We start from the raw sequence: 320 nt of genomic DNA, 5'->3' as shown, positions 1-320 counted from the left end.
GGAAGCCCTGCACTGAGACAAAACTTTGTTTAGTTTTGAGAGGTCTACTCTCAAACCGTAACGCTTTTGGGCCTATAGCTCAGCTGGTTAGAGCGCACGCCTGATAAGCGTGAGGTCGATGGTTCGAGTCCATTTAGGCCCACTCAACAAATCAAGCGGTTTGTTATGGGGAATTAGCTCAGATGGGAGAGCACCTGCTTTGCAAGCAGGGGGTCAGCGGTTCGATCCCGCTATTCTCCATTGACTCGTAAGAGTCATAAGAATTGGTTCTTTGAAAACTAGATAATATCAATTTTCTTTTATTAATTAATAATTTCATT

The 320-nt window shown here is 43.4% G+C and carries 2 tRNA genes; both read left to right on the top strand.

What is annotated here, in order from left to right:
• Positions 1 to 68: 68 nt before the first annotated feature.
• A tRNA-Ile gene (locus tag FC82_RS13735) sits at positions 69 to 142 on the top strand.
• 25 nt (positions 143 to 167) lie between these two features.
• Positions 168 to 240: transfer RNA gene (locus FC82_RS13730), tRNA-Ala, on the top strand.
• The last annotated feature ends 80 nt before the right edge of the window (positions 241 to 320 follow it).

It is taken from the genome of Secundilactobacillus collinoides DSM 20515 = JCM 1123 (genome assembly GCF_001435975.1).
Lineage (GTDB): Bacteria > Bacillota > Bacilli > Lactobacillales > Lactobacillaceae > Secundilactobacillus > Secundilactobacillus collinoides.
Note: the sequence above shows the minus strand (reverse complement) of the source record. Positions and strands in the feature narration are given on the sequence as shown.